This window comes from Legionella santicrucis (assembly GCF_001468135.1).
Classification (GTDB): domain Bacteria; phylum Pseudomonadota; class Gammaproteobacteria; order Legionellales; family Legionellaceae; genus Legionella; species Legionella santicrucis.
The window spans coordinates 69,304-93,972 of record NZ_LNYU01000050.1; the positions used below are offsets into that span (position 1 = coordinate 69,304).

The following is a 24,669-nucleotide window of genomic DNA, read 5'->3' on the forward strand; positions in this document are numbered from 1 at the left end:
CGGCCATTGATGAAGTGAGAACCAACGACCTCAAACAGTCGCTAGAAAATCTAAGCCCGCCGTTAATCGTACAGGATGCCCAGTTCCACAATATTTAGTCAGCAACAGCTCCATAGCGATTTCTGCTATGCGGCTGTCTTTGCATGTGTGAATAAATTGGGATAATACGGTTTGATACCGCCAGCTTTGACTCGTTTTCACCCACCAGGTCAACCACGCGTTCAAGTAGCGTCTGATTCGTGGGACAGAGAATCCATCAATAACCATAAGCCTAACTTGTTCACGTGCATTTCTTAGTGTTCTCGCATGCGGAACAATGAAGATTTGCGCAGAATGTTCTCTTTCGGCAATTGCCGAGTTGTTATTACCCCCCCCCAGATTGGTTAAATAACAAACACTCATCTGCAAACGTATCATTTGCAGCCGAAAGACTTAAATCCTGTGGGTCACAGGTGTTATTTGGAGAATATGTTTCCAAATATTGGATGCCTAAAAAATGGAAACCACTGTTTATTGCGCCAATGCGTGTTTTTTTACGCGATAATTGCAAATGTCTTTCTTGTAGGATGCTCATAAGACGTCTTTTACAGCGTTCTAATTGGCGTTTTGTCTGACATAAGATAATGATATCATCCTGATAACGCAGATAGACTGCATCCATAGCATCGAATGAATCATCCAGTGGTTTCAAGTACAGTGCACTAAAAAATTGCGATAATGGACCACGAAGTGCTATGCCATTATCAGAGTTTTTATAACCCCTCGGTGTTTCAATGGGATTTTTTATAATGTTTTCGAGCATGTGTTGAACTTTAGGGTCGGTGTAATAACGTTTGACGTCTTCAATCAATACATGATGTTGTATGGACTTATAGTAAGACTTAATATCTGCTCGAATAATGTATTTTGGTTTTTGAGTTATAAGAACTTCTCGTATCTTTTGTGTTGCTAATCGAACACCACTGGGGCCATAGAGATGATAGCAATTGGGATTCATGATATGTGAAAATGTCAGTTTTAATTGTTGGAGCAATAAATGTTGCAATACTCTGTCTGAGATATGGAGCTGGTCTAACATTTCATCTTTGAAGTAATAACGCTTAAGCAATCTAGGTGTATATGTGCCATCAATTATGGATTGAATACCTTGAGGTAGCCATTCATGAATGGTTCGAGCCAGAAAATGTACGTCATGATTGGCGTGAGCCATGCGCTTTTTTCTGTAAATACTTGCGAAAAGCTTTTGGCCTTGGTACAACATGTGCTTCAAATCCCATCGTTTTTTCATAACATCTTTTTAATACACAAAAAATTAACCTAAATGATAATCCAAATTTTTTCATCTGAAAGGAAACCAGTTATCACGATGAATAAAATTTGAGTGATACTGTATTTTATTGTAATTTTTGTTTTACAAAAAATCATAAAATACAAGGAGTAAGCGGTGTCAATTGAAGATTTTATCATTACTGTGTATTGCTTGGTAGAAACAGAACTAAAAAAAATCATAGGCTGTACTCCGTTAAGACAACGTGGATTTGAACCTAAATTATCAGACAGCGAAGTCATCACTATGGAACTTGTTGGTGAGTTTATGGGAAAAGATACTGATACAAGTATTTGGCGTTACTTTAAAAAGCATTGGCTTGATTGGTTTCCTGGTTTGGGTAGTCGTGTAAATTACGCGAAACAGTCTGCAAATTTATGGAAAATCAAGCAAGAAATACAGGCTGCTTTTGCCAAACAAATGGGAGCATTAACCGATCCACTTCATATAGCAGATGGTTTGCCTATGCCCGTATGTCATTTTAAGCGAGCAGGATTTAGCTCTGTGTTTCGAGGAGTAGCTGCTTATGGTTATTGTGCCTCTAAAAGCGAGACATATTACGGTTTCAAAGGCAATCTTGTCATAAGCTCTGAAGGGATTATTACGTGTATAACAATTACTCCTGCTCATATCGATGAACGTGAATCATTATGGGATATTGTAGAAAACATTCATGGATTGCTTATTGCAGATAAAGGCTTGATTGGTGAGAATTATCAAGAGCAGATTAGGACACATACCCATGTTAATTTACAAACACCAACGCGTAATAACATGTCGGATCCAAGAGGAAAAGATTGTAATTTCTGGCTGACCTCTACTCGTCGATTAGTGGAGACGGTTATTGGGCAATTGGCGACGCAATTCCATATTGAGAAAATCAGAGCAACAGATCTTTGGCATTTAACTAATAGGATCGCCAGGAAAATCTTAGCTCACACGGTTGGGGTAATGATTAATAAGCTTGTTGGCAACCCACCGTTACAATTTGAACTCTTAGGAATTGTTTAAATAAGTCGAACATGGCGTTATCTTATTTAACGTGAGTTTAGTGCTTTTGAATAATAGCTCATAATTTTAAAATTGGTTAAAAAATTAATTAATATTAACCTTTAATGGAAAATCGAATTAAAATGATGAATAAAAAATTGTAGAATAATAAAAATAATAATCACTATGGGAATCACTAAAGGAAACGTACCCTTGTTAATAGGTTTGCTTCCACTGTTGATATTTACATTCATACTATTGAGATTAGTTGAATCATAAAATGTATCTTTATCAACAACTATTGCTTGAGGTGGCAATTGTTCTGATTCAGTTTTTACACGATTATTTTTCTTTACAGCCGTTCCTATAGCTAAAAATTCGATTAAGCCATTACCCAATTGATAGACATAAGTTTTAACGCCTACTACATCATCAGCCCCTAAAGCTCGAGCCTCCTCATTGATTATAGCCAGAGCATTTTCACGTGCATGATAAATCATACGCGTTAACTCATTAATTTCCCCACGCACAAATGCTTTGATTGTTGAAGTAATTCCACCTATTAATCCTAAAGAATAGACCGAAGTACCTAACAATAACTTCATAGGAGTATACCCCATACGCGCCATATTCCACATTTCAATATTAGTCATATCACTTGTTACTATTTCGTTTCCTGGATCTCCCATTAATTGAGGGTTATAAGAAGCTGTTCCTATCATAAGCATTTCATTAACACCCCCAAAAGGTAAAACTGTTGTTTTAATACCAAGAACAGCATTAGCATTATACTGTCTGGCATGTGCCGTGATACGCGTTAAAGCCAGGTGTCTGGTTTTATTAAAAATGTCCGAATATTCCTTAATTTCACCACGCCCCAAAGTTTTCAAACTTCCAATAATACCGCGCCCCAAACCCATAGAATAAGCAACATTACCAAACGAAAAACAAATCGGTTTGTAACCAGCATCAAGTTGTGCATACAACTCCTGACCATCGGCCGAGGTTGAAAACTTTTCCTTATTCGCCCCCTCTTCTCCATAAGTCACTGATCCTATAGATAAAAACTCAACATTTGCGCCATGAAGAATCAGCTGACTAGTCACTCCCGTAATCCCGGTTGCATTCTTGCTGACCGCCTCTTCTAACATACGTTTATAGGCAGTTTCTCTACCCTCTTCTATGAGCGAGGTAATTTGGGCTAATTCACCGCCTAGTATCACTTTAAAACTTGAACCTACGCTTCCAATAATGCCTAAAGAATGGACACTATTTCCAACTACTATAGGGCCAGGTGAGTAGTTCTTAAGTTGCAGACAAAATATTTCATTACCTGATAATCCTGTAGTAACTGCCATTATTTATTTTCCTTAATAATATTCTTATATACATAGTGTAGCTGTTATCTGTAATATAAAGCGTATAAAATCCTTGAGTTATGAATAAAAACATTCCTATTTGAAATATAAATATGCAACGAAAATTACTCAAACTTTTCATTTGTATTTTTTACACTCATACTCTTTATGCAGACTCTAATAATCCTTGTAGCAATCTATTAAATGTCATAAACAATCCAAGTAATATGACCAGCACATGTACAGTACCTTTTAAAAAAATATTATTTGAATCAAACTATATTGCTCAACAAGTCAATAATCATCAGGGTCTTCAACAAAATTATCCTAATGCAAAAATTCGTTTTGGTCTGCCATCTAACAATGAATTCTATATCAGTATACCTAATTACATTCAGCAAAAAAGTTTTCCTGGATCAGGAAACACCACCACTTTTTTAACCTTTAAACACTCTATTTATTACAATCAACAATGGATGTTTGCTTTAGAAGAAGCGGTTAATACACCAGGGGGAAGTAGTGCTTATGGAAGTCATGGATGGGGATCCACATTTAATGGTGTTGCTAACTATACGATTAATAATTTCTTGAGTCTCTCTGGGATGCTTGGCATAAGCAGGCTTAGCGATCCTTCACTGACTGGCGGGCATTATTTTAATAGTATTAATCCTGATATTCTTTTAAGTTATTCAATAGGAGACAAATTCCTTATTTATGGAGAAGTATACGGACAAAGTAAAATTAGTGCATATGATGGAGCGGGCTATAACTTTGATGGCGGAATTTTATTTCATATTTATCCTAATACAGCATTAAGCTTCAGCGGGGGACAACAACTTTATAATTATTTAGGTGGCTTTACGCATTATATTAATTTTGGAATGTATGTAATGCTGTAACCTCTTCTAATTTATAAGAAAACTCTGAAATTGTATCTTGCGAATTTAAGAGTCTATAAACATCATGAGGAGCCTCCTCTTTACTCATTCGTTGTTTTTGATAAGCATCATTGACACAATAAATCATATAGGCAAGTGTTAGTCCAAGAGCAATTGGCCATGAAGCCGCAGCGGCAGTGATAACAAATGCAATTCCACCAACATTAAACGTTAAGGCTTTCCAGAACTGCTGGTAACTTTGAACGTATTCTTCATTAAGGATCTTGAGTAGCTGTTGATGATGTTCATCGTTCAGGATCATGCCATTAAATAATTCACGTTGTAGTGTTAGTTTTGCTTTTTGGTATTTCTTATAATTCTCAGAAGTATTATACAATGCATTGCCAAGCATGCTAAAAAACGCGAGACCTGCTAGAGCGAGTGGCCCAGTACATACCATACTGATTGCAAAACTGACAGCGATGATATTCGCGGCGAAAATGTTGATCGCAAAATAGGAACATTGGGACTCCCATTCATCATTTAATACATCAATCTGGCGTTGAATTACAGCGAGCTCAAAAGATGTTGCATCTTTTTGCTGTGCTTGCAACTCTTGCAAGCGTTCATTATATTGATTCGCTTCAAAAATCCACTGTGCTAAAAGCAACAAACTATCGAAAATCAGAAAAGTAACAACAATTGGTGAAATAAGTGCTTGCGCAACATGGAAAAATTGATTGTAAGTAGTCAACAAACTCACCGTAGCCCACACCATATCACTGGCCATGACAAATCCACGTTTCTCCATTTCTTGCCGGAGAACTTTATTGGCCGATAACTCATCCCTTATTGCTGACTGTATTAAATGTTTAATCATCAGGATCAGATTTAGAAGAAAACGAAACGTAAAAAGTGCAATGCCTACATCGGTTATTGTCTTACTCGACTTATTTAAAAAGTTTATTCCTTCAGTAAAACTATATGGATTGCTAAGTGTTTTATTTATTTCTTGAATGAATTCAGCGATAGAGCTCTTTTGCAAGTAGGTAATGAAATATTTGGCTAAGCCACGACTATAAGTAAATCGAGCTCGGTTGGTATTTAGATCACCAACAAATTTGCGTAGTTCAGAAATACTTATAAAAACAGATAAAGAATTCTGAAAGTTTATTTTTAATTTGTTTAAGATAAAATCTGGAAATTTATGAATTACTTTTTGGTTCTTAACAAGATCTTCGTGAAAAAATGCTTCTATTTCTTTACGTAATTGCTGTAATTTTTGTAGATCAGAACTTACATAATCAGATTGGTAATATAAAATCAACACATCACATAAGTACAATAAATAAAATACAGCTTCATTATCTTTTAACCAATAAGATTGATTCGATAACACAACTTGGTGTAATAAAAAAAATTCTTTACGTAATTGTTCTAAGTTAAATTCATCTTCTTTAAAAGAAAAATTGTGTTTTTTATAGGAATTATTAAAAAAAGCATGCTTTATGAGGCTTATTTGGGATTTTCTCATAAAAGAGCCCTAAAAAGGAGTTGTGAAATTGTACTATGACTTGATGAAAAACGATTAAACAATAGTGTTAATTTTTTGCAAAAAAACAGTTAAAAGCCGGCAAAATTAGATTAATAAAAATAGATAAATGATAAAGGCCAACAAGAACCCTCTTTTTTTTATAAAAACTAATTGGTACACTCATGGCAAAATATCCCTTAATATTTCGAGATATAAGTTGATTCTTGATGCAGATAAGCCTTTTAATTCTAATGAAAAAAATCCATCAGGAGAAAAGGTTGTTATTATCATTCCAACATATAATGAAGCATCAGTCATTCAAACTACAATAGAACAAGTATTTGCATCAGTACAATTAGGAAATAACTACGATATTCATATTTTAATTTTTGACAGTGCCTCTACAGATAATACCCAACAAATTATTACTTCTCTCCAAAAAGAGTACCCTAAATTGCATTTAAAACATGAACCAACAAAATCGGGCCTTGGTTCTGCTTATTTGCAAGCGATGAATTATGCATTAACATCTCTTAATGCAGATATTGTTTTTGAATTTGATGCTGATCTTTCGCATCAACCTAAATATATTCTTCCTATGCTGGACATGCTTAAAACTCATGATTGTGTCATAGGAAGCCGTTACGTCAAGGGAGGGAGTATTCCTAAAAATTGGGAATTGCATCGCAAATTATTTTCTGTATTAGGTAATTATGTTGCAAGAGCAATTCTTACGCCTATATATAAAGATTTCACGAGCGGATTTCGGGCTACACGTCGTCAGCAATTACTGAAAGTGCTTCCTAAGCAATTTCTTACAAATCATTATGCGTATAAAATCCAGTTATTATGGCTGTTACATAAAAATAACGCGAAGATTTGTGAATATCCAATTAACTTTATTGATCGAAACATGGGTTATAGTAAATTACCCAAAAACAGTATTGTTGATTCTCTACGAGTTGTTTTTATTTTGCGTTATAATGAAATTAAGCGTTATATAGCCATGTGTCTCGTTGGCTCTTTGGGAGTCATCGTACAGTTTACTACATACAATATTTTGCGCAGCCATTTTTCTTTTTCCCCCTTTGAAGCATCAAGAATCGCCATTGCAGCAGCCATTATCAATAATTTTATTTTGAATAATAGATTCACATTTAGAATGAAAAGCAAAATACCTAATTCAATGAAAATAAAGCGCTTAATTATTTTTGTTCTTTATTCTATATTCATAATCTACTTGCAAAGTTATTGGTTACACTTTGGTGTTCTTTGTTTTGGTAGAGGACCTATCCGAGAAAATATCATCATGGGCTTGGGTATAGGTTTAATATCGCTTTTAAATTACTACATTTATTCTCGTCATGTATGGCCAGATAAGCACGTTCCGCTGGAAAAATACTGATGATACGCACACCACGTAGCATTTATCTTTATCTCTTTCTTTATTTTGTTCTGATGTTAGGGATAGCCCCTATTAATATTTTATCCCTTGATACTTATTATTATTGGGATTGGAGTCGCCATCTTGCTTTATCATACTATGATGGCTCCCCCATGATTGCCTATTTCATTAAATGCGCCACATTATTATTCGGCAATAATCTTTTTGCTTTAAATTTTGTAGGCATTATAGTAGCGGCGATTTGCTGTGGAATTATCTACAAAACTGCTCGATTTTTTTTATCCCAAGAAGCAAGCTGGATTGCCGCTCTATTGTGGCTACTCTCACCACTGGTCACGATGGATATTCTCAAACAGACTACTTACGACACACCTCTTACTTTATTTTGGGCATTAACCCTTTATTACACGGTAAAATTGATACAAACAAACAAAACCAAAGAGTTATATTATATCGGTATCAGTGCGGGCTTGATGATGCTGTCAAAATATACAGGCATTGTCTTAATTCTATCCTTACTCATTTTTATAATCTTTAGTACCTACCGATCTCTTTTTAAAACAAAGCATTTTTATTTTGCCACAATTCTTGCGCTCCTTATTTTTAGCCCAGTAATTCTATGGAATTACCAAAATCATTGGCAATCATTCATCTATCAATTAACCACTCATCAGTTAAATCACGCAGTTAATCCCTTTTATAATGCAGTCAAAACTTTTTTTACATCTTTTATCCCTGCACTCAATATTATGCTTCTGCCTCCTTTTTTAGTAAGTAGCAAAAATCTGGATGAAAAAAATGCTTTAACGGTGCGCTTATGTCGTATCGTCTGTTTTACTTTTTTATGTTTTTACATCTATGCAGCAAGTAAAGCAGAGGTTAGGATATTTTGGCTTACACCGTACCTGATCAGTAGCGCGATTTTATTTGGATATAGCTACACCATTTTACCTTATCGTAAATTAGCTGTTTCATTAATTGCTATTTATAGCTTAATTAGCCTCTGTATTCTGATTGATAACACTTCTAAATTTAATCTTATTAAATCTAAAAAACTTGCCTTTTATCACTTAATGCAACAATTCAACGCCACCTATCCACAACTACCTAATACAATTCTTACTTCTGGTTGGTTTCAAGCACGTATGATGTTTTTTCTTAAAAATAAACCAACTATTTATACTTTAGGTTGTGGTACCGCACAAAATCAATATGCATTGTGGAGTGTAGAAATTAATAAAAAAATTATAGATAAAACACTAAAAGAAGCGCTCTACATCGATAGATATGATAGGCAAAGCTGTTTAAAAAAATACTTTGATCACTGTGAGAAAATACCTACCCAGAAATATCCTTTTAAGCACAAAGAATATGCATTGAATGTTTATCGATGCCAAAATGTATAAACACAAGACAATAATAACGTGCAAAGTTGCTTTTTTAAATTTAAATAGGATGATAGGAGTTTACAGTTTCCGATTCTTCTTTTAATGTATTGCCTTGAATGACTACAATCGATCTAGTTTATAATGGTTATTTTTAAATGACTTGTCCAATTTGATAGATGCAGGCAAACAGCAGTACTTAGAAATAGGTCATCTAAAAATCAAACCACAATACTACTAAGAATTAATAAGGACCATTGATGCTCAAAATATTCTTTCTTTTTACTGCATTATTTTCTTCAATATGCTTTGCTGAGGAACGTGAAATCGCCATTACGATGGATGATTTACCTCTTGTTGCCTCTAGAATGAATACCCCTGGAAATAAACAACGCTCTACAGAGCGCTTTACTCAAATTGTACAAACATTTCAAAAATATAAAGTTCCTGTCATAGGTTTTGTCATTGCAGGGGCAATAGAAAAAGGACAATGGTCGTTTCTAGAACAATTTCGTCAAGCAGGATTCATGTTAGGTAACCACACTTATTCTCATTATAACTTAAACCAAATGAGTGCTGAAAAATACCTCGCCGATCTTGACCGTGCCGATAAAATTCTTGAGCCAATCATGACTCATCCTAAATATTTTCGTTACCCCTATCTTGCAGAAGGTAATAATGGAAAAAAACAAAAAGTCCATGATTATCTTAAAGAACACAATTACACTATTGCCCCTGTAACAATTGATAGTAAAGATTTTGAATTTAATGAAATGCTTTATAAAGTCCCATATCGTTCAAGAGTAAATTATATTCAGAAGCTCAAACCCCGCTATCTCGCTTATATATGGAAACAAACATTAAACGCGGAAAAAAGATCAGGTAAAAATGGCAAACAAATATTATTAATTCATGCCAATCTTCTTAATAGCTATGTATTAGGTGATATTCTGGAAATGTATCAAAAAAATGGCTACAAATTTATCAGCATCACTGAGGCACTGAAAAATCCTGCTCCTGTTATTAATGTGCCATCATCCCAAAAAGACATGAATAAAACATTAGAAGAAGAACTATTAGGTATCTCTCTGGATGCACCCAAACAAAATTATGTGACACAGTAAAACTGAATAATAGCGACTATCTGCTCAAATGCAGAGCATAGCTTTAGTTTTCACACGCTATAATGTTATATAGGGAGTTGACCAAAACAGGAGGTTCTATGTTAATACTCGCTATTGTTTTATTTATTGCTGCTGCCGTCTGCGGTTTGATCCTGTTAACTGCAATATTACAGGATAAACCTGTGAATAAGGCCGCTAAAATTTTGCATGGCATTTTTGCAGCAGCAGGAATTATCCTCGTTTTAGTGTACGTATTTCTCTTTATGCCTAGCTGGTCTTCCCTCTTGGTTACAAGCTCAATTCTGCTTGTTCTTGCAGCATTAGGAGGGTTAACTTTATTTATACTAGGTATGAAAAATAAAGAGATTCCTAAATTAGCAGCAGTGATACATCCACTCATTGCCTTTGCAGGTTTACTTGCGTTGATTATCTATGTTTTACCCTAATTAGCATACGTCCAACAGATGCGACATAAAAAGACACCTCCATGCTTTTTATGTCGCTTAATAAAGTAGGACCTATTTTGAACGAAAATAGCTCCGAAAAATAGGCACAGAACTATACCTATGCTCCGTATATTATCTGAACGCAGCGTAGTGAAGCCCAGATTCCGCTACGCTGTATCCAGGCGATGTATCTAAACAATGTGAAAGGTTCTTATGGGATCTGTTACTTTTATTCCGGCTCAAACCGATCTTTCAAACGCTGACGAACCAATTGAACCATATCTTGTGGCGCTTTATCCGGTGATCCTGTATTAAAGGGAGGTTCTGGATCATACTCCAAACCAAGTTGTAAGCATTGAGCGATAATCTCATTAGTTAGTTTTGAAGCCAAATAGAAAGCCATATCAATACCAGCAGAAACTCCTGCAGCAGTAATAATCTTACCATCGACAACAAATCGGTTTGATGTGGGTAAAGCTCCCCAATGCGCCAATCGGTTCATCACTGCCCAATGGGTCGTTGCTTTAACACCCGACAATAGACCTGCTGCTCCCAAAATTAAACTTCCAGTACATACCGAGGTTGTCCATAATGTGTGTTCGTGAATTTTTCTAATCCACTCTAGAATTTCAGGATATTCACGTAATGCAGTCGCAGTACCACCACCTGGAATTAATAAAACATCTGTTTTTGAGATGTCGGCCAACGCATGCTCAGCCATTAAAGTAAGTCCTGAACCAGCATGTACTGGCCCAGAATTTAGACTAGCCCTTTGCACTGTAACACCAGGAAGTCTACTTAGTACTTCATAAGGTCCAATAGCATCCAGAGCAGTCATGCCCTCATAAAATAAAAATGTAATTTGCATGAATACTTTTCTCCTGTCTTGGCATTTCTTAATCAATTGAAATTGTTTATGACATCAATTTCTTCAATTTAATAATCAATAACATATCATCATTTATTAGCAAATATCTCGATCTAACATAAATTTTTTCTTTTTGACTTAAAAAACGCATCTTATAAAAATTTTAACTTCACGTGAGTTTCGCTAAAAAATCTATTTAGTCCGGTCGTTCAGCCTGAGGAGGAGCAAAATACTCCGTCGCTAAGGCCCGGTATAAGGCTTAACAACAGAGTTATACCCTTCCTCTACCGAAAAGTTCGTGTGATAAACCCACATTCTCTTATACGAATCTAATAGTGACTAATTGTTTTTAACAAGTTATTTAAAAAACTTATATGACAAATGAAAATATTTTATTTGTTATATATAACTCTAAAACTGCCGAGAGATTTGCACCCTTACAATTTGACGATACACAAGAATTGATTAATCTGACAGCATCCAAATAAGTAATTACGCAAGCGATATTAATCTGTACAATTAATTTTTACTACGTATCGCGCTTTATGCTTGAGAGAACATAAATAGTGGTTCAAAACAAAACATTTGGATCTACTAAGGAGTTCTTCACCAAAAGCACCTTATGCCTGGATTTATCACCACGCTTTAAAACAACTTGGCTTGGTGGTACCTTAAATATTTGAGCAACATACTTTAATAATTCTTTATTAGCACGACCTTCAATTGGCGGGGTGTTTAAGCGAATTTTAAGCTCTCCTTCATGTATCCCAACAATTTCTGTTTTTTTGGCTCCAGGCTGAACATATAAATGCAAAATTAAATATTCAGCTTCTCGTTTATACCACACAAATCAATGCCTATGGACGTTTTAACACATTAAATAATGTATCATAAAGTTACAAATCAGGAACAGAACAATTAATGGCGAATATTTTTAGGAAGGTAATCCATAACACAATAACACAAACATTTTGTGTTGATAATTTCAAGATTACGGAAATAAGTAATTTCTTTTAAATAAAAATCGAAACGTTCTTGCATCGCTTCAAAATATCCCTTGATAACAACCGAATAGCGCATTTTGGCTGCATGATGTATTTCCAGTAATTTAGAATATAAGAAGATTATTTCTTGAACAAATTCTGCATGCGCCATTTGAGCTCTATCAAAACAATTCACTTCTAGAAGTTTATATTTAAGTTTGTTGATTCGGATTATCATATTAAAAATATAATAATGAATTTTTTCTGTTTTATTTTTATAATCTAAACCTAATAGATTAGGAATAGAATAAATCGTATTGCGTATGTCATTTAAATCAGCAATATAATTTCCCAGCACTTTATTTTTATTCATGTCTATAAATTTTGCCTGCAACTCCACTAAACACAAAATGATGCGTTTATAGGATTGCACGTCTTTTTGAGCATGATCAGAAATAGTAAAATTATTGTTGGCTTTTAATTGCTCTATGTGCCCCATCACCATGAAGCACGCATTCTTGATGTCTTCAAAAGTTAATAATTCAAGCTCATTAGTCTCGATTTTTTCACCAATTTGATCAATTACTTTTATCACATCATGAGATAACATTGGAGTCCAAAATTTGATATCTCTTAATGTTGATTATAGTTTAATATTTGAACAATTTATGACCTAAAAAATCTGAGATCACTGGAAAAAAGTCAGATTTGTTTTGTGGCGTTTTTAAAGGCCACTATATGTGGCCTTATCTTTTGTTGTTATGCCAAATAGGTGAGATTAAATAAAACACCATTGGTGTAAAAATGATTAAGAGATATGCCTGAGTTTAAAGTTTGATCTTCAGCACGACCTAACCTGCTTTTACCCCAATCAGCAAATTCATAACCAACTCCTACCTGCCAATGGTCATTCAGCGCTTTTTGCAAGCCAGCTCCAACTGTGTATGTAAAGCTGGTCTCAGTATGTGATGCAAAATTAGGGGTAGGCAGCGCTTCAAAAATAGTAGGCGTATTATTAAATCCATGGGCATCATTAAAACCAACTCCTATGCTACCACTCACCCAAGGCATGGCCACAAGACCCAATTCTGCCAATAGTTTAGCCTTTGCAGCCACATGAGTATGTTGCAACTTATAACTATAGATAAAATTGTTAAACTCTGGATCAGCATCGTCCCAGATACTTCCATTCAATGAAGTATTATTAGTGAAGCCAACAGCAACACCAAGCTGGCCTTGTAATGTTTGAGAGAGTGTTTTTTGGATGCCTAAGAAAACCTCACCATCAAAAATAGCATCATTAGACTCTTCCATTGTATATGTCTTAACAATATCCGGCGCTAGCTCAATGGTCTGTGTCTCAGCACTCGCTCCCCATACAGGACCAGCACTAAACGTGCCTACCCAAGTCCAATCGGGTTTCGTTGGTCCCATTGTTCCTGCCTGGACGCTACCTATTAAAAAGCTCATTGATAAAGACAACAAGCCCACCGTTTTTTTCATGAAAAAACTCCTTTTTAATATCATTATCACCTCATCTTAACAGACTCTACTAAAAAAAACCTCAATATTTGGGAGCAGATTTAAAAAATTTTGCAAGTTTAAATTCGCTTTTAAAACTTATAAATTATTAAATGGCTAGGATCAAAAAACATCTAATACAGCATTTAAAAGTTGCCGTGTATAAGCCTCTTTAGGCTGTTGCAAAATAGTTTCACAAGTACCAAATTCGATCCCTACTCCATCTTTCATAACCAATACTTCATCGGCAATATAAGAAACCACACCCATGTTATGGGTAATGAACAAATAGGAAATTCTTGTTTCTTGCTGTAATTCTTTTAATAAATTAAGAATTTGAGCCTGAACAGAAACATCTAAAGCGCTTGTAGGCTCATCGCAGATTAAGATGTCAGGCTCAGTAGCCAACGCCCTGGCAATACAAATTCTTTGTCTTTGTCCACCTGAAAATTGATGTGGATATCGCTGCAAACTGGTACTTGGCAAGTTAACATGGCTTAATAGTTCCCTTTGTTTTTTGCGAATGAATGAATGTGTCATTCCTTGAGCATGCATTCCTTCAGCAAGAATCTCCCCAACTGTCATACGCGGATTCATCGAAGAAAAAGGATCTTGAAAAATAATTTGAACTTTTTTTCTATATTCTCTTAATGCTCGTCCCCTTAAATTCAATACATTCTGATCTTTGTAATGGATTTCTCCACCAACAACCGGTAGTAAACGTAATAAAGCGCGGCTGGTTGTTGTTTTACCACAGCCTGACTCTCCCACTAAGGCTAAAGTTTTTCCTTGTTGCAATCGAAATGAAAGACCATCAACAGCTTTCAATAAAACTTTATGGCGACTAAATATCCCTTTTTTCTGAACAAAAGCAATAGATAAATCAGTTACATGCAAAACACTATTCGTTTCACCATTGGTACGATTCCACGCTATTTTATTTTTTTCTAAAGGAGGTAATTCACTCAGATCCGGATATAAATGGCAACGCACAAGTTGTCCTCTCATATCTTGTAATTGCGGTTCCTCCAGTTGACAGCGAGGAAAAGCATAAATACAACGAGGATGAAATCGACAACCCGAAGGCATTTCATCCAAAGCAGGAACACATCCAGAAATAACAGACAGGCGTTCTTGTCGTTTTGCAAAAGAAGGTACGGAATCTAACAATTGTTGAACATAAGGATGTTGCTTTTGTCGTGAAAAAAATGCACCTATGGGTGATTGAGCCACTATTTGTCCTGCATACATCACACTCACATGAGTGGCCATTGCTTTTACTACACCTAAATCATGGGTTATCAGCAGCATACTCATCTTGCGCGTACTTTGTATTTTTTTTAACAAGTCAAGTATTTGTGCTTGCACTGTTACGTCTAAAGCTGTTGTTGGTTCATCTGCAATTAAAATATCGGGCTTACATGCTAAGGCCATTGCAATGACTACGCGTTGCTTCTGCCCCCCTGATAATTGATGCGGATATTGATGAATTTTAACGTGAGGAAGTGGCATTTCTACTTCATCAAGCAGAGCTAATAGCGATTTTTCTAATTCTTGCGAGGTCAGTGAATGATACTTTATTAAAACTTCTGCTAACTGCTCCCCTATAGTCATTACTGGATTTAGGGCTGTCATTGGCTCTTGAAAAATCATTGCAATCTTGCGACCTCTTAATTGCCTCATCATATGTTCCGATAAATCAAGAATATCTTGTCCATCTACCCGAATTTGACTGTCAATTCCATAAATACCTGATTTAGGTAACAAACGCATTAATGCTAAGGAAGTCAAAGACTTACCACAACCTGATTCACCCAATAAAACCAAGGTCTCACCAGGATGTAAATTAAAATTGAGTTGATCTAAAGCCGATACTATCTTACGATGATCTTGAAATGCTACTGATAATTGATGAATTTCAACACTCTTTTTTTGCATATGTCTTCTGAGACTGCCTCTTTCCCTACTTGCCAAAAAAAGCTTCTTTAATATAGATTTACAAAGGAATATGCATCTACTGTATCATAATATGTGGTAAAATAAACCTTAACTATTCACCACAATTTTAATTATATTTACATGACACAGTGCTGAATTGTTACAATAGACTTAACTTATATTTGAGATATACCCATGTCAGAAAACTACACTGCCCAAGCAATTGAAGTCTTAAGTGGACTTGAGCCTGTTCAACGGCGTCCCGGCATGTATACCGATACGACTCGTCCAAATCATTTGGCTCAGGAAGTTATTGATAACAGTGTGGATGAGGTACTAGCCGGTTTTGCCAGCCATATTCGCGTCACACTCCATGAAGATGGCTCTATTGAAGTTGAAGATGATGGCCGCGGTATGCCTGTTGATTTACATCCACAATTAGGATTAAGCGGTGTCGAAGTCATTATGACTCGCCTTCATGCTGGAGGTAAATTTTCTGATAAAAATTATAGCTTCTCTGGTGGATTGCATGGAGTTGGAGTCTCTGTTGTTAACGCACTTTCCGAGCGCCTTGATGTCACCATTAAACGCAATGGACTTATTTATCAAATGTCATTTGCTAATGGCGATAAATTATGTGAATTAAATGAGACAGGCCTAACCAAAAAAAGGGATACAGGAACAACTATTCGTTTTTGGCCTAATTCTAAGTATTTTGATACAACTCGGGTTTCAATTAAACATTTAATGCATGTACTTAGAGCAAAAGCAGTACTTTGTACTGGCTTATCTATGACTTTTATCAATAAAGTAAACAATGAAGAAATGCATTGGTGCTATGAACAGGGACTTACTGATTATTTAAATCAATCGTTACCTGATGGAGATTATTTACCTGAAGAACCATTTATTGGTGAGTTTAAAAGTGATGAGGCAACCGTTGACTGGGCCTTGGTTTGGTCTAATTCCGCAAACACCAGCTTTAGTGAAAGTTATGTGAATTTAATTCCAACTGTCCAGGGGGGTACCCATGTAAATGGTTTACGTTCAGGTCTGTTTGATGCTATGGCTGAGTTTTGTGAGTTAAGAAATTTGCTTCCTCGTGGCGTAAAACTCACTGCAGATGATCTATGGGAGCCTTGTCAATATGTCTTATCTGTTAAAATGAAAGAGCCACAATTTGCGGGTCAAACTAAAGAGCGTTTAAGTTCTCGTCAAATTTCAGCTTTTGTCAGTAATGTAGTTAAAGATGCCTTTGCGCTGTGGCTAAATCAACATCGTACCCAAGGTGAAGCAATTGCTGCATTAACAATAGAGAGGGCACAAAAACGTTTAAAACAAGCGAAACAGGTAGCTCGAAAACGAGTAAGCCAAGGACCAGCCCTTCCTGGTAAATTGGCTGACTGTTTGCAAACTGATCTTAGCCAAGCCGAACTGTTTCTCGTCGAAGGAGACTCAGCAGGTGGTTCAGCAAAACAAGCACGTAATAAGGATTTCCAAGCGATTTTACCTTTGCGAGGAAAAATTCTTAATACCTGGGAAGTAGATTCATCTCAAGTTTTAGCTTCCCAAGAAATTCATGATATTTCCGTGGCCATAGGAGTAGATCCCGGCTCTTCTGATCTTAGCGGGCTTCGTTATGGCAAATTATGTATCCTTGCCGATGCCGACTCAGATGGAGCACATATCGCCACATTAATTTGCGCTTTATTTTTACGTCATTTTAAACCTCTTGTTCAAGCAGGACATGTATTTGTTGCCATGCCCCCCCTTTATCGAATTGATGCAGGAAAAGAGGTTTATTACGCGCTCGATGATGAAGAAAAAAATCGTATTCTTAACCACCTAACCCAAACAACTCGAGCTAAAGCTAATGTTCAACGTTTTAAAGGATTAGGAGAGATGAACCCGATACAATTACGTGAAACAACTATGGATCCGAATACGCGACGACTGGTGCAACTGACGCTCGATGATGAAGGGGATGCAGAAGCAATTATGGATATGATGTTAAATAAAAAAAGAGCGGGTGATCGGAAAGTCTGGTTGGAAACCAAAGGGAATTTAGCCGAAGTTTGATACTAAGTCAGTCTCTCTAAGGTACAACTGTATTTGAACTATTCTGCACAAAAAAGCCCCTGGAAAATACTCACATAGCTACCTATGCTCTGCGTTTCAAAGGTCTTTTCACAAAACCGAACTAAAATAATACTGTTCCACCAAAATTCAACCATTTGGCTTGTGCCAGTTTGGTCGCAAATTACGCCTATGTAATTTGAATGCTTTTCTTCAATATATCATCCATGAAATTCTTTTTGTTTACTTTTATGGTTTAGCTTTTTGTATTATCTTATCCAATTAGAGTCTGTTAACAACTGGTTTCCGCTGTCTACGTTCGTTGCTTTATGCACGACCATCCTGCTTTGTAGAAACCAATATTAGTACAAATGCAAAAAGAATACATGTCAACAGGCTCTAAATTCCTTTCTTGAAAGTTTCATCTAACTTATTTGAGATCAATCTATGACAATAAAATGGATACCGGATAACCAAATTGGCGAAGTGCAAAAAGATGGCACCTTTACTCGCGCAGCTTCCTATGGAGTAAGTATGATTAATGCCTATTTTTTTGATGAATTATCAAAACTTGATGCTACCAACCAAGAAAAAAATCTATTGGAAATCATCGAGACTGAATCCAAACTGATACCTTCTTTGAAAGCCTTGGATATCATCGGTTTCTTCTCTCCGCAAGAGTGGTTGCAAAGCGATCATCAAGGGCGAATAATGATTATTTTACTTTATCTTACACAACAACCAGAGGCTGTTACTCCGGAGATTGTGAACCAATTAAAAGAAAAATATACTACTTTGATACCCAGTTTACAGAAAATGGTTGATAAAATTTTAAATAGGTCTGCAACATGAAAAATCCGACTATTGCAATTGATCCAGATAAGTTAATTCCTGACAACAAACAAGGAATGATTACTGAAAACGGAACATTTTATCGTAAAGGAACATCATTGGCGACATTTGATAACGCAAAAAAATATCAAGCATTAATTGATAATGGCGTAAATGATATCGCTCATCCTGAAATTCAGGCCGCTATAAATGATCAACGATTTATTACCAATATGATGGCGGTAGGATTGTATTTTTCTTTTTTTCCAGAAGCAGATTGGTTAGCTGATGAGCAACAAGAAGGCAGAATGATGCCTGCTTTGCTGATGCTACAACAATATCCTAATAAACTATCTCATGAATTACAACAACGCTTACTCTACTTAAAAAATAAACTTAACCCCATTACCCAAGCGTTAATTGAAGAAACATTGGATTATCATAAAAAATATAGGGCGCAACTCGCAGAAACAAAAAAATATTTATCTCATTTATTGACACAATACATGCACTGCTTGGAAAACCAAAATATTAGTGATATCGCTGCACTCTGGCTAGATAAGCCAGAAAGTTGTTTTATTAATCCTTCCTGTGATAAGCCGATTAAAGCTAAGGATAACATTATAAATTTTATTAAAAGTCATGTTGCCCAATTAATGTATCAAATTTCCAATGTAGATATTGAGATAGATTTAATTAAAGGCATTGCACATTTATATGCCCTAAAGACTTTAAAAATGGAATCCAAAGAAAATCATATACCCAAAGAAAAATCAGCTCAGACTAAAACAATAGTAAATGTAGCATTTGTTCGTTTAGATGTCCCTTCTTGCCAACCCATTTTAACAGGATTTAAAAATTGGCGATTAGGCAATTGGAAAATTTACAATTGGACCGAAGTTCTCCCTAATTCTGAATTTTAAGGATTTTATTCATGCTGAAAATTTCTTTTAAAATATTTTCTTTTATTGTACTCACATATACCAGTCATTCTTTTGCTGCTTTATATCTAGAGTCACCCATTCAAAAAGATTTATTGACTGATAGTAAGATGCATCTTTATTTCTGCGGAACTGGTGATCCAGAAGTGACGATGCAAGATATTCGTAAACCAGCCTGTCTTGCTATGATTGCCGATAAACAGTTTATGCTATTTGATGCAGGCGAAGGGGCATCACAAACTTTAGCGTCTATGGGTTTACCTTACGCCGCGATTCACAATGTGTTTATCACACATTGGCATTCAGATCATTTCAGTGGCTTAGGGCAAATTATTAATGCATCTTGGAATAATGGACGTAATCAACCCATCCATGTTTATGGACCCTATGGAGTGAAGCAAGTTATAAAAGGATTAACCAAAGCCTATCAACTGGATGTAATTTTTCGTGCATCTAATAGCCAAGGAAGATTAGATCCACAGTTAGGGTTTGGAATCCCCAAATTAGTAGACGCAGTTAACCACGATCAAACCGTTTATGATATACCAAACATTAAAATTACTGCGTTTCCTGTTTCTCATGAACCTGTCTATCCGGCGCTGGGATATGTTATACACTACAAAGGATGCAAAATAGTCATCAGCGGCGATACAAAAGTTAATCCTACACTCGCGGCTCATGCTAAAGACACTGATCTTTTAATTAATGAAGTGCTTAGTAATCCGTTAAACCAAGAAACGTATCAACAATCAATGGAAAAAGGCAATAAATTGGATGCTGCATTTTCGTTGGAAACCAAGAATTATCATTCTGATTCATTAGAGCTAGCCAAAATGGCACAACAAGCGAGAGTAAAACATCTGGTCTTGACTCATTTTGTGCCAGCTATCCCAACAACATCAGATGCACAACATGCCTTTGCCAAAGGAATGAGTAAGTATTACACGGGACAAATGACAATGAGTGCGGATAAAGATGAAATCATTATTGAATCAACAGGAGCAACCTGTCAAATTCAATATAAACCAGCACAACAATCAAGGATCCCTGCGTATAAAATTAATTAACTATTTTTAACGTATCATACCAATCGTATTAAACTTAATTAAGAGGAGTAACTATGGATGGTTTTCCCCAAGAAAATTTCCCTAATGTAAATACCAGTGATTATCATCAAATAAGAGATACAATAAGAACTGGTGATCTTTTATTTGCTTCGGGAAATTCATTAATGTCATCTATGATTAAAGGAGCAACAAATAGTGTTTGGAGTCATGTTGCCTTTATTGTTCGCCTGGAAGCAATTGACCGAATCATGGTCATGGAAAGTGTTGAAACAGTTGGTGTCCGCACCGTTGCATTAAGCAATTATGTGCGTAATTATAATGGTAGTGGTCACGGATATCCTGGGAAAATAATGCTCGCTCGCTATCAAAATTTTCCAATTAATTCCTTTTCAAATCTGTCAAAACAGGCAGTTGATCTGCTGGGATATCCTTACAATACAGAAGAAATTCTCAGAATTGCTGCACGCATAGGAATGAATGCGTTTGGTTTTGATAAAGCAAGCCCCGAAGTTATTTCTTCACATGCATTTATTTGCTCTGAATATGTATATACTTGCTATAAATCTGTTGGAATTACTATAGATTATAACCAAGAAGGATTTATTGCTCCTGTAGACTTTGCTCGCTCTCCTAAAATTAATCCAATATGTTTTGTTGTAACAGAATGATACACACTAAGCATGGGGCAATGTGAAAATGGATTTTTACTACCCATGCCAGGAGGATTCTCCTATTTTTTTGTAATCTTGTTCACCAAAAATAGCAGAAGCAAATTCATAATATTTAAACTCCAGCAAATTGTTGCTAGGGTCTTTTAAGAAAAAAGATTGATGCTCTATTCGAGTATCTTTGAATCGTATTTTAGGTGGAATTTCAAAAGAAATGTGCTGCATTTTAATTTTTGCCGTAAAAGCATCAAAATCATCTCGCTCAAGAAAAATTAAACCAAAATGCCTTGGATAGATTCCTCCTTGAGGAGGTGGAATGAGATCTACTTTATGCGCCACAATTTGATGAGTACCAAATTTTAAAATCAATGCATTCTCAGATTCTCGTCCTAACAAAAACCCCAGTTTTTGATGATAAAATTCTTTAGCTAATGCCAAATCATGTACTGGAAATGCAAGATGAAATAATGTATTCATGAAGTTGGCTTCTTAGTTACTTTTTTAACTTTAGCATTTTTTTCCATTTCCTTTGGTAGACGATTCCTCTTAATATACATATTTCCTGGATTTCCTGAATCACTTTGTCTATGTTTAGGATTAACGGAACTATGAGATGAATGGTGCTTTTGCGTCATTTCATGCTCCTTATAGTGGATTATTCTATAAGGATAGCAAAAAAAGAGCAAATTCGTGTAAAAATTAATGTTTTAAATTAACGAATAAGTATGTAAGAATATTTATTATATTATTATTTCAACTTTATATAAAATGCATTTGAATATTTTGGATTATATAATTCACATTGATGTTTATTTGAACACTATTGTTTCAAATTATGGATTTTGGACGTATTTAGCTTTATTCGCTGTTATTTTTTGCGAAACAGGGTTAGTCGTCACTCCTTTTTTACCCGGTGACTCCTTGCTTTTTGCTGCTGGAAGTATTGCTGCACAGCCTGGAAATCCATTAAATGCTTTTATTTTGTTTTTATTACTTTTCTGTGCCTCAGTGTTCGGAAACCAGATCAATTTTTTAGTGGGGCGGTTACTAGGACCTCGCATTTTTTCGGCTGAAAAATCTTGGTTACTCAATAAAAAACATCTACAAGAAACACATGCATTTTATGAAAAACATGGTGGAAAAACGATTATTTTTGCGCGTTTTCTTCCTATTATACGTACCTTTGCGCCTTTTGTAGCAGGAGTTGGAACGATGAGTATGATTCGTTTTACGCTATATAATTTAATAAGCGCATTTATATGGATTGCTAGCCTCTTAAGTCTTGGTTATTTTTTGGGATCAATTCCATTAATTAAAGAAAACTTCGCGCTGGTTATTTATGGAATTATTTTTATTTCGATATTGCCCCCTATTGTTACATTACTGAGTCGAAAGCAAATGTAACAGTATCTGTTCAAGGGTATAGTTTTCTCTTGGTAAAAAGCTGTATTTTTGCACAATATATGCAAAATTAATCTTTTTGGTGCATGAGGCGTGCATGCTTAAGTACTCCCGGATTAGGCGCGGTCGTAATCCGTACCACCCTTTCCCCTGCTATACACTAATTCGGGCTGCAGAAAAATAGGAATCAGTTTTCTTTAAGTTAACGCCATTACGTGGAAAATTACGTAACGCTTATATGTAACAAGGAGAAAATAAAACTATTCTGCGAGCAGTAATCGCGATATCATACCTTTTTGAATCCAGGCTTTTAAATAGGAAGCAGCTCGCATTCCTACTTCCTCAGGGTTTATCCACTCGCATAAACCTTCACATAAAGCACCAAAAGAGATCCCTTGTAATAAATTATCTAAAGCCCAAGCTTCTTCACAAGACAAACTATAAAACTGGATAAGGTATTCAGGTTTACGCCACAAAATCCATGCCGTAGGTTCCGAACTTTGTTGTAACTCAGGCAACTTTTGATCATGGGTCAACGCTTGCCAAAGGAAAGTTGTATTACAAACATAATTGATTCGCTGTAAAGAGGGATGCAGAATAAACTGTAATCCTGCCCATGCTTCTGGGGGAACTGAAGCCATATCCTCAACCTGCACAACGTGTGCATCTGCAGCATCAAAAGCTAAACCCATTTTCCATTCAAAATCAGCAAGTTCTGCTAAATGGGGGTATTGAGGATACTGGTTTTTAATGAACTCGGGAAGCAAATCTCCATACCAACGAATAGAACGATAAGATGAAGGATGTGCATTAATATAAAGAGTAGCAAACTCATTAAATTGCTCTGTACCTAAATAAGCATGTAACGCAGAAAAATTAGACGACAAACATTCTATCAATCGAAGTTTATAAGCGTCACGATAAATACCTAAGCGAGTATCCGCTGAAACTAATTCAGTTTGAATAATTGAATTAAAAATGTCTGACTGATCTGATAATAAAAATTTTTGAAATTGCTCTTGTAAGTGCAGAAGCTCTGTCATAAAAGCACCTCGTCAATCGTTACTGATTCAGCAATTTCCTGAGCATGCTTTATTTCCGCAAGCAAATCAGCTAAAGGCGGCATATTGTCATCTCGTTCTATCATAGTTGAGACAGGACCCAATCGTTGTAACGTTGCTGCATAAAGATCCCAAACAGGCTGGATTACAGGCGCATCATGAGTATCGATGATGTAATGACCATGATTGGAATGGCCAGCCAAATGAATTTGGGCCACTCGTTCAGCAGGCATGGCAAAAATATAATCCATAGGATTAAACTGGTGATTTATAGCACTCACATACACATTATTGACATCGAGTAAAATATAACAATCTGCTTTCTTAACAATTTCAAGAATAAATTCCCATTCTGTCATTTCAGATTGTTTATAAGTAAGGTAGCTGGATACATTTTCAATTAAAATGGGGCGCCCTAAAAACTCCTGGACCTGATGGATACGAGAAACAATATGATTTACTGCTTGATGCGTATACGGAATAGGCAATAAATCATGGGCATTAACCCCATTAACTCCAGTCCAACATAAATGATCAGAAATCCAAACTGGTTCAACTCGAGAAGCTAAATTTTTTAATTGCTGTAGATAATCACGATCTAAAGGATCTGAACTACCTAATGAAAGAGAAACACCATGCATCACTATAGGGTAATGGGTGCGAATTTGGTCAAGATAATAAAGTGGTTTTCCACCGGGAACCAGGTAATTTTCAGTTAATATCTCAAACCAATCTAAATTGGGTTTTTGCGTCAAAATTTCTTCATAATAATCAGGTCGTAATCCCAGACCAAAACCAAGAAAAGGCATGCGTGGAACAATTTTATTTTGTGGGGTATTCATAATTAATACCTGATAAAAATCCAGG

The 24,669-nt window shown here is 35.7% G+C and carries 24 protein-coding genes; 12 read left to right on the forward strand and 12 right to left on the reverse strand.

From position 1 onward, the window contains the following. Nucleotides 1–364: 364 nt before the first annotated feature. Nucleotides 365–1,288 (reverse strand): reverse transcriptase domain-containing protein, encoded by a 924-nt coding sequence (locus Lsan_RS10525; RefSeq protein WP_058514353.1) that lies wholly within the window; start codon nt 1,286–1,288, stop codon nt 365–367. Between the two features lie 156 nt (nt 1,289–1,444). Here Lsan_RS10525 and Lsan_RS10530 point away from each other — a divergent pair, with 156 nt between their 5' ends. Next, nucleotides 1,445–2,338, forward strand: coding sequence for an IS982 family transposase (locus Lsan_RS10530; RefSeq protein ID WP_058514354.1), 894 nt, complete (start codon nt 1,445–1,447; stop codon nt 2,336–2,338). Nucleotides 2,339–2,439: 101 nt separating this feature from the next. Here Lsan_RS10530 and Lsan_RS10535 read toward each other — a convergent pair whose 3' ends face one another. Continuing rightward, on the reverse strand, nt 2,440–3,675 hold the full coding sequence (locus tag Lsan_RS10535) for a heavy metal-binding domain-containing protein (RefSeq protein ID WP_058514355.1): 1,236 nt from the start codon (nt 3,673–3,675) through the stop codon (nt 2,440–2,442). 113 nt (nt 3,676–3,788) lie between these two features. On the opposite strand from Lsan_RS10535, the gene Lsan_RS10540 reads away from it, so the two are divergent. Continuing rightward, nucleotides 3,789–4,574: a transporter gene (locus tag Lsan_RS10540; RefSeq protein ID WP_058514356.1), complete on the forward strand. Its 786-nt coding sequence runs from the start codon at nt 3,789–3,791 to the stop codon at nt 4,572–4,574. Here Lsan_RS10540 and Lsan_RS10545 read toward each other — a convergent pair. Further along, nucleotides 4,546–6,087, reverse strand: coding sequence for a hypothetical protein (locus tag Lsan_RS10545; protein WP_058514357.1), 1,542 nt, complete (start codon nt 6,085–6,087; stop codon nt 4,546–4,548). The genes Lsan_RS10540 and Lsan_RS10545 overlap by 29 nt on opposite strands. Before the next feature lie 127 nt (nt 6,088–6,214). Between Lsan_RS10545 and Lsan_RS10550 the strand changes: the two genes are divergently transcribed. From Lsan_RS10550 to Lsan_RS10565, 4 genes are all read left to right on the forward strand, one after another. Continuing rightward, the gene (locus tag Lsan_RS10550) at nt 6,215–7,492 is read left to right on the forward strand and encodes a glycosyltransferase family 2 protein (protein WP_420324296.1); all 1,278 of its coding nucleotides are present in this window, start codon (nt 6,215–6,217) and stop codon (nt 7,490–7,492) included. Beyond that, complete coding sequence (locus Lsan_RS10555) at nt 7,492–8,898, forward strand: glycosyltransferase family 39 protein (RefSeq protein ID WP_058514358.1); 1,407 nt, start codon at nt 7,492–7,494, stop codon at nt 8,896–8,898. Before Lsan_RS10550 ends, Lsan_RS10555 begins: the two co-directional genes overlap by 1 nt. A gap of 239 nt (nt 8,899–9,137) precedes the next feature. After that, nucleotides 9,138–10,001, forward strand: a complete 864-nt coding sequence (locus Lsan_RS10560) for a polysaccharide deacetylase family protein (RefSeq protein WP_058514359.1) — start codon at nt 9,138–9,140, stop codon at nt 9,999–10,001. A gap of 98 nt (nt 10,002–10,099) precedes the next feature. Next, the gene (locus Lsan_RS10565; RefSeq protein ID WP_058514360.1) at nt 10,100–10,447 is read left to right on the forward strand and encodes a hypothetical protein; all 348 of its coding nucleotides are present in this window, start codon (nt 10,100–10,102) and stop codon (nt 10,445–10,447) included. Between the two features lie 229 nt (nt 10,448–10,676). Here Lsan_RS10565 and Lsan_RS10570 read toward each other — a convergent pair whose 3' ends face one another. From Lsan_RS10570 to Lsan_RS10590, 5 genes are all read right to left on the reverse strand, one after another. Beyond that, nucleotides 10,677–11,315, reverse strand: coding sequence for a DJ-1/PfpI family protein (locus Lsan_RS10570; protein ID WP_058514361.1), 639 nt, complete (start codon nt 11,313–11,315; stop codon nt 10,677–10,679). Between the two features lie 571 nt (nt 11,316–11,886). Continuing rightward, nucleotides 11,887–12,162, reverse strand: coding sequence for a DUF167 domain-containing protein (locus Lsan_RS10575; protein WP_058514362.1), 276 nt, complete (start codon nt 12,160–12,162; stop codon nt 11,887–11,889). Between the two features lie 71 nt (nt 12,163–12,233). Further along, nucleotides 12,234–12,908 (reverse strand): hypothetical protein, encoded by a 675-nt coding sequence (locus Lsan_RS10580; protein ID WP_058514363.1) that lies wholly within the window; start codon nt 12,906–12,908, stop codon nt 12,234–12,236. A gap of 149 nt (nt 12,909–13,057) precedes the next feature. Next, entirely contained in the window at nt 13,058–13,801 is a 744-nt protein-coding gene (locus Lsan_RS10585; RefSeq protein ID WP_058514364.1) for an outer membrane protein, read from the reverse strand. Between the two features lie 141 nt (nt 13,802–13,942). Beyond that, complete coding sequence (locus Lsan_RS10590) at nt 13,943–15,757, reverse strand: ABC transporter ATP-binding protein (protein WP_058514365.1); 1,815 nt, start codon at nt 15,755–15,757, stop codon at nt 13,943–13,945. Nucleotides 15,758–15,952: 195 nt separating this feature from the next. Between Lsan_RS10590 and parE the strand changes: the two genes are divergently transcribed. The 5 genes from parE (at nt 15,953) to Lsan_RS10615 (ending at nt 21,340) form a co-directional block, all read left to right on the forward strand. Then, nucleotides 15,953–17,836: a DNA topoisomerase IV subunit B gene (parE, locus tag Lsan_RS10595; protein ID WP_058514366.1), complete on the forward strand. Its 1,884-nt coding sequence runs from the start codon at nt 15,953–15,955 to the stop codon at nt 17,834–17,836. Nucleotides 17,837–18,280: 444 nt separating this feature from the next. Next, nucleotides 18,281–18,685 (forward strand): hypothetical protein, encoded by a 405-nt coding sequence (locus tag Lsan_RS10600; protein WP_058514367.1) that lies wholly within the window; start codon nt 18,281–18,283, stop codon nt 18,683–18,685. Beyond that, nucleotides 18,682–19,587, forward strand: coding sequence for a hypothetical protein (locus Lsan_RS10605; protein ID WP_058514368.1), 906 nt, complete (start codon nt 18,682–18,684; stop codon nt 19,585–19,587). Before Lsan_RS10600 ends, Lsan_RS10605 begins: the two co-directional genes overlap by 4 nt. An 11-nt stretch (nt 19,588–19,598) precedes the next feature. After that, a complete protein-coding gene (locus tag Lsan_RS10610; RefSeq protein WP_058514369.1) occupies nt 19,599–20,672 on the forward strand; it encodes an MBL fold metallo-hydrolase in 1,074 nt (357 codons plus the stop codon). 53 nt (nt 20,673–20,725) lie between these two features. Then, on the forward strand, nt 20,726–21,340 hold the full coding sequence (locus Lsan_RS10615; RefSeq protein WP_058514370.1) for a YiiX/YebB-like N1pC/P60 family cysteine hydrolase: 615 nt from the start codon (nt 20,726–20,728) through the stop codon (nt 21,338–21,340). A gap of 39 nt (nt 21,341–21,379) precedes the next feature. Here the strand turns inward: Lsan_RS10615 and Lsan_RS10620 are convergent, their stop codons facing one another. Then, complete coding sequence (locus Lsan_RS10620; protein ID WP_058514371.1) at nt 21,380–21,817, reverse strand: VOC family protein; 438 nt, start codon at nt 21,815–21,817, stop codon at nt 21,380–21,382. Next, nucleotides 21,814–21,975 carry a hypothetical protein gene (locus Lsan_RS22085; protein WP_157068301.1) on the reverse strand — a complete coding sequence of 54 codons (162 nt, stop codon included), beginning with the start codon at nt 21,973–21,975 and terminating at the stop codon, nt 21,814–21,816. The genes Lsan_RS10620 and Lsan_RS22085 overlap by 4 nt, the downstream gene beginning before the upstream one ends. A gap of 133 nt (nt 21,976–22,108) precedes the next feature. Here Lsan_RS22085 and Lsan_RS10625 point away from each other — a divergent pair, with 133 nt between their 5' ends. Continuing rightward, nucleotides 22,109–22,744 carry a DedA family protein gene (locus Lsan_RS10625; protein ID WP_058514372.1) on the forward strand — a complete coding sequence of 212 codons (636 nt, stop codon included), beginning with the start codon at nt 22,109–22,111 and terminating at the stop codon, nt 22,742–22,744. Nucleotides 22,745–23,001: 257 nt separating this feature from the next. Here Lsan_RS10625 and Lsan_RS10630 read toward each other — a convergent pair whose 3' ends face one another. Together Lsan_RS10630 and bufB are read right to left on the reverse strand one after the other, a co-directional pair. Continuing rightward, on the reverse strand, nt 23,002–23,784 hold the full coding sequence (locus Lsan_RS10630; protein WP_058514373.1) for an HvfC/BufC N-terminal domain-containing protein: 783 nt from the start codon (nt 23,782–23,784) through the stop codon (nt 23,002–23,004). After that, entirely contained in the window at nt 23,781–24,644 is an 864-nt protein-coding gene (gene bufB, locus Lsan_RS10635) for an MNIO family bufferin maturase (RefSeq protein ID WP_058514395.1), read from the reverse strand. Before bufB ends, Lsan_RS10630 begins: the two co-directional genes overlap by 4 nt. Nucleotides 24,645–24,669 lie beyond the last annotated feature (25 nt).

Coding starts and splice junctions, on each gene's coding strand:
- Lsan_RS10525 (WP_058514353.1), bottom strand. CDS start 1,288: ATGAAAAAACGATGGGATTTGAAGCACATGTTGTACCAAGGCCAAAAG.
- Lsan_RS10535 (WP_058514355.1), bottom strand. CDS start 3,675: ATGGCAGTTACTACAGGATTATCAGGTAATGAAATATTTTGTCTGCAA.
- Lsan_RS10540 (WP_058514356.1), top strand. CDS start 3,789: ATGCAACGAAAATTACTCAAACTTTTCATTTGTATTTTTTACACTCAT.
- Lsan_RS10545 (WP_058514357.1), bottom strand. CDS start 6,087: ATGAGAAAATCCCAAATAAGCCTCATAAAGCATGCTTTTTTTAATAAT.
- Lsan_RS10550 (WP_420324296.1), top strand. CDS start 6,215: ATGATAAAGGCCAACAAGAACCCTCTTTTTTTTATAAAAACTAATTGG.
- Lsan_RS10555 (WP_058514358.1), top strand. CDS start 7,492: ATGATACGCACACCACGTAGCATTTATCTTTATCTCTTTCTTTATTTT.
- Lsan_RS10560 (WP_058514359.1), top strand. CDS start 9,138: ATGCTCAAAATATTCTTTCTTTTTACTGCATTATTTTCTTCAATATGC.
- Lsan_RS10565 (WP_058514360.1), top strand. CDS start 10,100: ATGTTAATACTCGCTATTGTTTTATTTATTGCTGCTGCCGTCTGCGGT.
- Lsan_RS10570 (WP_058514361.1), bottom strand. CDS start 11,315: ATGCAAATTACATTTTTATTTTATGAGGGCATGACTGCTCTGGATGCT.
- Lsan_RS10580 (WP_058514363.1), bottom strand. CDS start 12,908: ATGTTATCTCATGATGTGATAAAAGTAATTGATCAAATTGGTGAAAAA.
- Lsan_RS10585 (WP_058514364.1), bottom strand. CDS start 13,801: ATGAAAAAAACGGTGGGCTTGTTGTCTTTATCAATGAGCTTTTTAATA.
- Lsan_RS10590 (WP_058514365.1), bottom strand. CDS start 15,757: ATGCAAAAAAAGAGTGTTGAAATTCATCAATTATCAGTAGCATTTCAA.
- parE (WP_058514366.1), top strand. CDS start 15,953: ATGTCAGAAAACTACACTGCCCAAGCAATTGAAGTCTTAAGTGGACTT.
- Lsan_RS10600 (WP_058514367.1), top strand. CDS start 18,281: ATGACAATAAAATGGATACCGGATAACCAAATTGGCGAAGTGCAAAAA.
- Lsan_RS10605 (WP_058514368.1), top strand. CDS start 18,682: ATGAAAAATCCGACTATTGCAATTGATCCAGATAAGTTAATTCCTGAC.
- Lsan_RS10610 (WP_058514369.1), top strand. CDS start 19,599: ATGCTGAAAATTTCTTTTAAAATATTTTCTTTTATTGTACTCACATAT.
- Lsan_RS10615 (WP_058514370.1), top strand. CDS start 20,726: ATGGATGGTTTTCCCCAAGAAAATTTCCCTAATGTAAATACCAGTGAT.
- Lsan_RS10620 (WP_058514371.1), bottom strand. CDS start 21,817: ATGAATACATTATTTCATCTTGCATTTCCAGTACATGATTTGGCATTA.
- Lsan_RS22085 (WP_157068301.1), bottom strand. CDS start 21,975: ATGACGCAAAAGCACCATTCATCTCATAGTTCCGTTAATCCTAAACAT.
- Lsan_RS10625 (WP_058514372.1), top strand. CDS start 22,109: ATGCATTTGAATATTTTGGATTATATAATTCACATTGATGTTTATTTG.
- Lsan_RS10630 (WP_058514373.1), bottom strand. CDS start 23,784: ATGACAGAGCTTCTGCACTTACAAGAGCAATTTCAAAAATTTTTATTA.
- bufB (WP_058514395.1), bottom strand. CDS start 24,644: ATGAATACCCCACAAAATAAAATTGTTCCACGCATGCCTTTTCTTGGT.